General features: G+C 73.1%; 8 protein-coding genes. 4 read left to right on the top strand and 4 right to left on the bottom strand.

Translation table 11 applies throughout. The annotated features are described in order from the left end of the window. The 4 genes from LCE31_RS10320 to LCE31_RS10305 all read right to left on the bottom strand — a co-directional run. Positions 1 to 544: tetrahydrofolate dehydrogenase/cyclohydrolase catalytic domain-containing protein (locus LCE31_RS10320; RefSeq protein WP_308042237.1), on the bottom strand; the 544-nt coding region annotated here is incomplete at its 3' end. Positions 545 to 660: 116 nt separating this feature from the next. Further along, positions 661 to 1,569, bottom strand: a complete 909-nt coding sequence (gene purU, locus LCE31_RS10315; RefSeq protein WP_225013867.1) for a formyltetrahydrofolate deformylase — start codon at positions 1,567 to 1,569, stop codon at positions 661 to 663. Continuing rightward, the gene (locus tag LCE31_RS10310) at positions 1,566 to 2,438 is read right to left on the bottom strand and encodes a methylenetetrahydrofolate reductase (RefSeq protein ID WP_225013866.1); all 873 of its coding nucleotides are present in this window, start codon (positions 2,436 to 2,438) and stop codon (positions 1,566 to 1,568) included. The genes purU and LCE31_RS10310 overlap by 4 nt, the downstream gene beginning before the upstream one ends. A gap of 106 nt (positions 2,439 to 2,544) precedes the next feature. Continuing rightward, a complete protein-coding gene (locus LCE31_RS10305; RefSeq protein ID WP_225013865.1) occupies positions 2,545 to 3,936 on the bottom strand; it encodes an aminomethyl transferase family protein in 1,392 nt (463 codons plus the stop codon). A gap of 357 nt (positions 3,937 to 4,293) precedes the next feature. Here LCE31_RS10305 and LCE31_RS10300 point away from each other — a divergent pair, with 357 nt between their 5' ends. The 4 genes from LCE31_RS10300 to LCE31_RS10285 all read left to right on the top strand — a co-directional run bounded on the left by LCE31_RS10300 (position 4,294) and on the right by LCE31_RS10285 (position 7,820). Beyond that, the gene (locus LCE31_RS10300) at positions 4,294 to 4,512 is read left to right on the top strand and encodes a hypothetical protein (protein ID WP_225013864.1); all 219 of its coding nucleotides are present in this window, start codon (positions 4,294 to 4,296) and stop codon (positions 4,510 to 4,512) included. Further along, positions 4,512 to 5,792, top strand: coding sequence for a PucR family transcriptional regulator (locus tag LCE31_RS10295; RefSeq protein WP_225013863.1), 1,281 nt, complete (start codon positions 4,512 to 4,514; stop codon positions 5,790 to 5,792). The genes LCE31_RS10300 and LCE31_RS10295 overlap by 1 nt, the downstream gene beginning before the upstream one ends. Further along, positions 5,777 to 6,667 (top strand): methylenetetrahydrofolate reductase, encoded by an 891-nt coding sequence (locus tag LCE31_RS10290; protein ID WP_225013862.1) that lies wholly within the window; start codon positions 5,777 to 5,779, stop codon positions 6,665 to 6,667. Before LCE31_RS10295 ends, LCE31_RS10290 begins: the two co-directional genes overlap by 16 nt. A 343-nt stretch (positions 6,668 to 7,010) precedes the next feature. Then, a complete protein-coding gene (locus LCE31_RS10285) occupies positions 7,011 to 7,820 on the top strand; it encodes an ABC transporter ATP-binding protein (RefSeq protein ID WP_225013861.1) in 810 nt (269 codons plus the stop codon). The last annotated feature ends 157 nt before the right edge of the window (positions 7,821 to 7,977 follow it).

Here is a 7,977-nt window from a genome sequence, read left to right as displayed (position 1 = left end):
CCCCGCGCCGCAGCAGCAGCGGCACCAGAGGACGGCCGACCGCCGCGCCCCAGCCCACGACCGTGACGCGGGCGCCTCTCAGCGGTACGCCCTCGGCGTCGAGCAGGTGGACCACGGCGCTCGGGGTGCAGGGCCGCAGCCCGCGCCCGCCGCGTGCCAGGCGCTCCGCACTCACGGCGGTCAGCCCGTCGACGTCCTTGGCCGCCGGGATGCGGTCGATCAGCGAGGCGCTGTCGAGGTGCGGCGGCAGCGGCAGGTGGAGCAGGATGCCGGAGACCTCCGGGTCGGCCGCGAGCGTGTCGAGGAGCGCGGCGGCCTCCGGCTGGGAGACGTGCCCGGGCAACCTGTAATGCGCGTCGCGCAGGCCCGCCGCGCGTACCGCCCTGAGCTGCGCGGCGGCGTAGGCGGCGCCGGCCGGGTCGTCCCCGATCAGTACGGTCGCGAGGCAGGGCACCCGGCCGTTCGCGGCGGCCCCGGCCACCCGCCCGGCGACCCGCTCGCGGACCCGCCGTGCGATGTCCTCGCCGTTGATGAGCAGTGTCATGGTGGCGTACCGCTTTCTTCCGGTGTGACGGGGGCGGTGCCTCGGGGGACGGCGCCTCAACTGAAGACGTCTCGGCCGAAGACGTCTCAGCGGAAGTCGCCTCGGCTGAAGTCGCCTCAGCTGAAGACGATGGTGTGGTTGCCGTTGCGGATGACGCGGTCCTCGGCGTGCCAGAGGACCGCGCGGGAGAGGACGGCCCGTTCCACGTCGGCGCCGCGGCGCGCGAGGTCGGCGGCGGTGTCGGCGTGGGTGACGCGGACGACGTCCTGCTCGATGATCGGGCCCTCGTCGAGGTCGGCGGTGACGTAGTGGGCGGTGGCGCCGACGAGTTTGACGCCGCGCTCCTTGGCCTTGGCGTACGGGCCGGCGCCGATGAAGGCGGGGAGGAAGGAGTGGTGGATGTTGATGATGGGCACTCCGACCTCGTCGATGAAGTCGGAGCTCAGGATCTGCATGTAGCGGGCGAGGACAATGAAGTCGACATTGCCCTTGAGCAGCCGCAGGTGCTCGGTCTCGGCGGCCGACTTGTCGGGTCCCGCCGAGGGGACGTGGAAGAACGGGATGCCGAACGAGCGCACCTGCTCGGCGGCATCGGGGTGGTTCGACACCACCATGGGGATGTCGACCGGGAGTTGTCCTTGACGGTGCCGCCAGAGCAGGTCGAGCAGGCAGTGGTCGGACTTGGAGACGAAGACGGCGGCCCGTCGACGCGCCGACAGGTCCCGCAGCCGGTAGGCGAGTCCGTACGTCCTGGCCAGCTCGTCCAGGGAGGCGCGGACCGCGGGCAGGACGGCCACCAGGTCCTCCATGCCGAAGACCGCACGCTGGAAGAACGTCCCGTGGCGCGGGCTGTCCGCGTACTGGTCGAGCGAGACGATGTTGGCGCCGTGCCGGCTCAGGGCGGTCGTCACCGCGGCGACGATGCCCGTGGCGTCGGTGCCCTGGACGACGAGCGAAGCCTGCGGGAGCGGCGCCGCCGCCCCGGCGGCCGGCCGAGGCGCGGGCCTCGTCCGTGTCGTGGTCATGCGAGGGACTCCTTCCTGAAGGCAGCGACCCACCGGGACGTGGCCCCGAGCCCGCCGAAGGTGTAGAAGTGGATCTTGACTTCGCCGTGCAGCTCCGGTTGGTAGCCGTCGGCGAGGGTGCGCAGGAAGCGGTCGGGGCCCGCCGTGCCCATGAGGTTGGTGAGGGAGAGGCCGTACTTCTTGGCGATGGAGGTGCTGGTGCCGACGCCGAAGCGGGTGGCGTACGACATCAGCCGCCGCACGCCGGCCGGTCCCGGCACCCCCACGCGGACGGGCAGCGTGATGCCGTGCCCGCGCACCTCCGCGATCCAGGTGAGGACCGCGTGCGCGTCGAACCCGAACTGGGTGATGACGTCGCCGTCGAGACCGCGTGCGGCGAGAGCCCTGTCCTTGTCGCGGAGCGCCGACCACAGGACCGGCTCGGGGATGGCCGGGTGCCCCTCGGGATAGCCGCTGACACCGGCGCGGCGTACACCGTACCGTTCGAGCAGTCCGCTGCCGATCAGGGAGAGGGCGTCCGGGTAGGGACCCCGGGGACTGGCGGGGTCGCCGCCGACCACGAACACGTCGTCGCACGCGCCGTCGGCCCGCAGCGCCGCGAGGAACTCCTCGAACTCGCGCCGCGATCCGAGCCGCCGGGCCGAGATGTGCGGCACGGGCACGAACCCGAGGCTCCGCGCGGTGCGGGCGGCGGCGAGCCGTACGGCGGGCGCCTCGGTGCCGAGGAAGGTGACGTTGACGCGGGTCCCCGGCGGGATCGTCGCGGCGGACTCCTCCAGGGCCCGGATGTCCTTGCCGGTCATCTCCAGGGAGAAGTCGTCGAGCAGCGGCGCGTTCACCGCCGCGGGCGTGGGGCTGCCGAAAGTCATGCTGCTCCTTGTGACGGGGTGGGCGTCCGGGAGCCGGGCCGGGACGCGAGGCGGGGAGGCGAACGCGTCCCGGTCCGCTGGACCTCGGCCGGCGCACGGCGAGGGGTCAGACCTGGGAGGCGGTGCGGTACTTCGTCCGCGCGAACCGGGCGAGCGGCGCGGACTCCACCGTCGCGCGGATCTCGAACTGCTCGTGCGGCTCGACGGACGGCTTCGCCGAGACCGGGTTCTCGCCCCACACCACCCGCACCTCCGTACTCGGGCGCGCCACCGCCTCGTCCACGACCGCGAGCGAGACGACGGCCTGGTCCCGCACGACATAGCCGCAGTCCATGGAGATGCCGACCGGCCGGCCGCCGGCCAGCACGGTGTCCATCTGGAACTGGCCGTAGCGCGCCTTGGGGATGCTGAAGTACTTGAACGTCGGCCCCGGCGTCCACAGCGAGGAGAACACCCGGGCGATGTCGTCGGGGTTCCACACGAGAGTCACCTTGTGCCGGTGCGGCTGCTCGGCGCGGGCGCGCAGCGCGTCGCGGCCCACGAAGTCGTGGTCGAACTTGACGAGCCGGCCGTAGCCCAGGTCGTAGGGCGTGACGTAGTAGTCGGAGACGTCCCGCGTGTTCATGCTGCCGCCGAGCGAGCCCGCGCTGCCGGCCGGCAGCCAGGCACGGTACGCCGCGAGGTCGTCGCCGTAGATCGCCGGCATCGGGCCGGGAATCCAGCCGGACTCCAGGTTGGCCGTGGAGTACGCCACGGAGCCGACCTGCATGAGGCCGAACTCCTCGCCCGCGCGCCGGATGGTCTCGTAGACCTCGGCGCCCTCCTCCCACGGGCCGAACAGCTCGAACCCGACCTGGCCCGCCATGCCGTGCCGCAGCGCGCGCACCCGGCGGCCCGCGATGGACAGGGTGGTCATGCCGAAGAACTTCACGTCCGGCACCGGGGCGCCGGTCAGCTTCTCGACCAGCGGGCCCGCCGAGGGGCCCTGGATCTCGTACCGGTAGAGCCTGGGCGGCCGGCCGCCGCGCTCGACCGACTGCGGGTCGCGCTCGACGGTGACGTCCCAGTCGCCGCTCTGCGCGTGGTACTCGACCCAGTCGAGCGCGGTGCGCCGCCCGACGAGGTCGACGGAGGTGTCGTCGAGGCCGAACAACACGGCGTCGCCGATGTAGTGGCCCTGCTCGTTCACGGTGACGAACTGCTTGGCCTTGTCCTTGCCGAAGCCGGCGAAGCTGTTCACACCGAGATGTTCGAGGAGCCGCACGGTGTCGGGACCCTGCACGAACAGGTCGACCATGTGGTGCGACTGGTCGAGGAGAGCGCACGAGGTGTGCCAGGCGAGCGCCTCCTCACGCCAGTTGGTGAATTCGCCAGGCACGAAGCCGAAGCCGTGCGAGAACGCCCGCCGGGGCTGGTCGCGCATGAGGTCGACGGGGTTCCCGACGCGGTCGACCGCGGCCTGGAGGCTCTCGGGTGTCTTCTTTTCCACTGCTGCCACGTTGTCCACGGTGGGCCTTTCAGCCGAGGGGGTGAGGGCCGGGGTCGGCCGGGCCGCTGCCCGGGGGAACAACCGCGCCGGGCGGGCCGTGACCACGCTCGCAGAGGCGGTGGGCGGGCCGCATGGTCCCGGGGACCAAATCGGTGTGTGCCGTTGTTGTGGCGGAACACAGGCGGGTGCGTGGCCCGGGCCGCCCCGCCGGGCTCCGGGCCGCTGTCCTCTGCCCCGCGACCGGGCGGCGTGTTAACGTCCCGAAAGAGCGTGCTCCGCGTCGCGGGCCGGGCCGGATCGCGGCCCCGTCGCGCGGGAGGACTCGCGCGGGCAGGGCTTCGCAGCCGCCGCGCGACGGCGCGCTCGGTGAGCCAGTCCATCCACGCCGTCGAGGCTGAGGTGAGGTTCCTGCATCGGTTCGACGTGCCGCGCGCCCCTGTGCCGGGCAGCGGACCACTGCTTCCCGGCCAGTTCGCGCAAACCGGCGCCGGGACGCGTGCCGCGCCGCCTCCCGGCTGGTTCGCGGAAACCGGCACCGGCACGCGCGCCGCCCCGCGCGGGCCGGGGCGGGAGCACCGGTCCTGATGGCCGCGGCACACGAGGACTTCACCGACCTCCGCCAGGTCATGGCCCTGTGCGGGGAGCTCTCCAGCCTGGCGACGACCGACTGCGACCTGGAGCGCGTCGTGTCCGTGGTCGCCGAACGCGCCGGAGTCTGGGCCGGGGTGGTCGACGAGACTTTGGCGGTCCTGGCCGAGTGCGCGACCGCGCGCGGGGCCGGCGCGCGGCTGGAGAAGGTGCTGGAAAGCGACCCGGAGGCCGTGTCGCAGCTGGTCGCCGCCGCGGCCCGGATGCGCAGGGCCCTGTCGCTGCCCGCGGCCGGGGCGTCGGCGGTCTCGGTCGTGGTGGCGCCCGTACTCGTCGGCGACGACTCGGTCGCCTACCTCGTCACCGCGGGGCACGATGCCGACGAGACCGGCGAGGACGCCCGGATCATGGTGACGGAGCACGCGGCCATGGTGTGCGCGGTGATCCTCGGCCGGCGCCGGGTCGTCGCCGTCGCGGCGGGGCGCGCGAGGCGGGAGCTCTTCGACGGGCTGGTGCTCGTCGGCGACCGCGCCGAAGGGGACACGGAGGCGTGGGCGCGGCACCTCGGCATCGACCCCGAGCAGCGCCACCGCGTCCTCGTGGTGGCGCTCGACGCCGCCGGCGGCCCTCCCGCGCCCGCGGCGTGCGACGCCGTCGAACACATGATCGCCTCCCGCGCTCCCGCCGCGGCCGTCGTCAACCGCGGCACGGAGGTGGTCGCGCTCGTGCCAGGCGAGGACGACGGCGAACTCGCCCGACAGCTCACCGCACTGGCCCGGATGTGCCACGACGTCGTGGCGGGGCGCTTCCCGGGCGTCCGGGTGATCGCCGGTCTCGGAGATCCGCACACCGGCGCGGCCCGTATCAGCACGGCGTACGGCGAGGCACGCCGCGCCGTCGACGTGGGCCGCCTGATGCCGGGGCTCCCCGGCGTGGTCGTCTTCGCCGAGCTCGGTGTGCACCGCCTGCTCGCCCAGGTCCGTGACCCGGGTGAACTCGGCGGTTTCGCACGGGACGTACTGGGGGAGCTGATCGACCACGACCGGGCGAACGGCACCGACTACTGCGCCACACTGACCGCGTACTTCCGGCAGAACGGCAGTCCGCGGCGGGCCGCCGCCCTGCTGCACACGCATCCGAACACGGTGGCCTACCGCATCCACAGAGCCGAGAAGATCGCTCGTCTCGACCTCGGCTCCTACGCCGACCGGCTGGCGGCGCAGGTGGCACTGGAGATCGTCAACGGACTGGGAGGCAACGCGTGCGCGATGTCCTGAGCTCCCGGGGCGCACCCGTCCTCGGCGCCTACGTGGTGCCCGAGGCGGGGGACAGGGACGCCGCCGCGGGCGCGGCCGGCGCGGTGCGCGCGGCCGGCGCCGACTTCATCGTGACCGCGACGTCGGGGCCCGAGCGGTCCCGGTACACCAGCACCAACCAGTCCATCGACCTTGCGGCGGCCTGCCTGCGCAAGGCGGCGGTGCCCGCCCTCGCGACCGTGACCACGTGGAGCAGGACCGTCATGGCCCTCCAGGCGCATCTGCTCGGCGGGCACGCCCGCGGCATCACCCGGCTCGTGTGCGGCAGCGGCGCCCCGCCGCCCAGCGGGGACCGCGCACGCGCGGACGGCCGGTGGACGGTCGACGCCGTCGGCCTGATCGAACTGCTCCGCGGGCTGAACGAGGGGCGTGACAGGTACGGGCTGCGCCTCGACGCGGCCACCCGCTTCGACATCGGGGTGCGGATCAGGGCGGTGCCCCGCCTCTCCGCCGCGGACCGCACACGAATCCGTACCAAGATCGACGCGGGCGCCCACTTCGTCGTCACGAGCCCCGTCTACACGCAGCGGGCCCTCGAACCACTGCTCGACGTGGTGGACGGGGCCGTGCCGGTGCTCGCCACCGTGCACCCCCTGCGCTCCGCCGCCGAGGCGGAGTCCCTCCGGCGCGAGCTGCCCGAGGGATGCCTGCCCGGCGGACTCGTCGAGCGGCTCGCCCGCGCGGGCGGCAAGGCGGCGCTGGAGGCGGAACACCTCGCGGTGGAGGCCGCGGCCCGGTGCGCGGACTCCACCCAGGGCGTCATCCTCTCCCGCGCCGACAGGCCGGAACTCGTCGCACGGGTCCGTGCCGCGCTGCCGCGCCGGGTCGCAGGCTGAGGCAGTACGCGGCTCTGGGCGCTGCCACTCCCCGCTGGTCGCCGTTTCCTTGGATTGTTTGACGATTTAGATCCACCCCGCCGGGGCGACGGCCCAGTTACCCGCACCTATATGGAAGCAGACTCTTGCTGCCCCCTTCCTGCGGTGATACGTTCGGCTTACATTGTTGGACAATGCTTGATCGTGTGTAAGGCATATCCGCCCTCGGTCCCCGGAGCTCCCGGTCCGGCCCGCGGAGTGCCCACGCCGTTCGGGCCGAGCCGCTCGCGAGGCGGCGACCGTGGTCCGGCAACCCGACGGGCGCCCCCGCGCCCGGCCTCCGCAGATCGGTCGAGGAGACGCGATGTCGATCGTGCAGGAACCCGCCGACGTGTCCGAGGACGCGCTCCGGTTCGAGAACGTCACGCTGGAGTTCCCCGGCGGTCACCGGCCGGCGATCCAGGACGTCTCTTTCGCCGTGCCGCGCGGCAAGTTCGTCGCCGTCATCGGACCGAGCGGATGCGGCAAGAGCACCCTGCTCAACCTGGCCACCGGCCTCCTCCAGCCCACCAGGGGCGAGGTCCACTTCAACGGGCAGCGCATCACGGGAGTCAACTCCGAGGCGGCGTACGTCACTCAGGCCGCCCATCTGCTGCCGTGGCTCAGCGTCAGGGCGAACATCGGACTCGCCCTCAAATTCCGCGACGTGCCCAAGGACGAGCGCGCCGACCGTATCGCCCACTGGGTGCGGGTGGTCGGGCTCACCGGATTCGAGGACCACTACCCGCGGGAGCTCTCCGGCGGCATGCAGAAGAGGTGCGCCATCGCCCGCGCCCTCATCTACGATCCCTCCATCGTCCTCATGGACGAGCCGTTCGGTCCGCTCGACGCGATCACCAGGCTCAAGCTCCAGCAGGACCTGCTCAACCTCTGGGAGGGGCAGCGCGGCACCCTCGTCTTCGTCACGCACGATCTGACCGAGGCGATCTCCCTGGCCGACGAGGTCGTGGTGATGTCCAAGGGCCCCGGCACCGTGCGCACCGTGCTTCCCATCCCCATCGAACGGCCCCGCGACGTGGTCTCGCTCGTCGACCGCCCGGACTTCTCCGAGCTCTACCGCGAGCTGTGGGACCTCTTCAAGACCGAACTGGAGACGGCCGGAGAGGCCGCCTAGGGCCTGGCCGTACATCCGGTGGCGCTCCGGCCCGCGGCCCCGTCGTGGCGGGGCCCCCCCCCGCCCCCCCGCCCGCCCCCCCCCCCCCCGGGCCCCCCGGGCGGACCCCCCCGTGGCGCACGGGACCCCCCACCGCACCCCCACAACACCCGCCGGG

Source organism: Streptomyces sp. 8L (assembly GCF_020176795.1).
Lineage (GTDB): Bacteria > Actinomycetota > Actinomycetes > Streptomycetales > Streptomycetaceae > Streptomyces.
The sequence above is the reverse complement of the archived record's forward strand: the minus strand, read 5'-3'. Positions and strand labels throughout refer to the sequence as shown.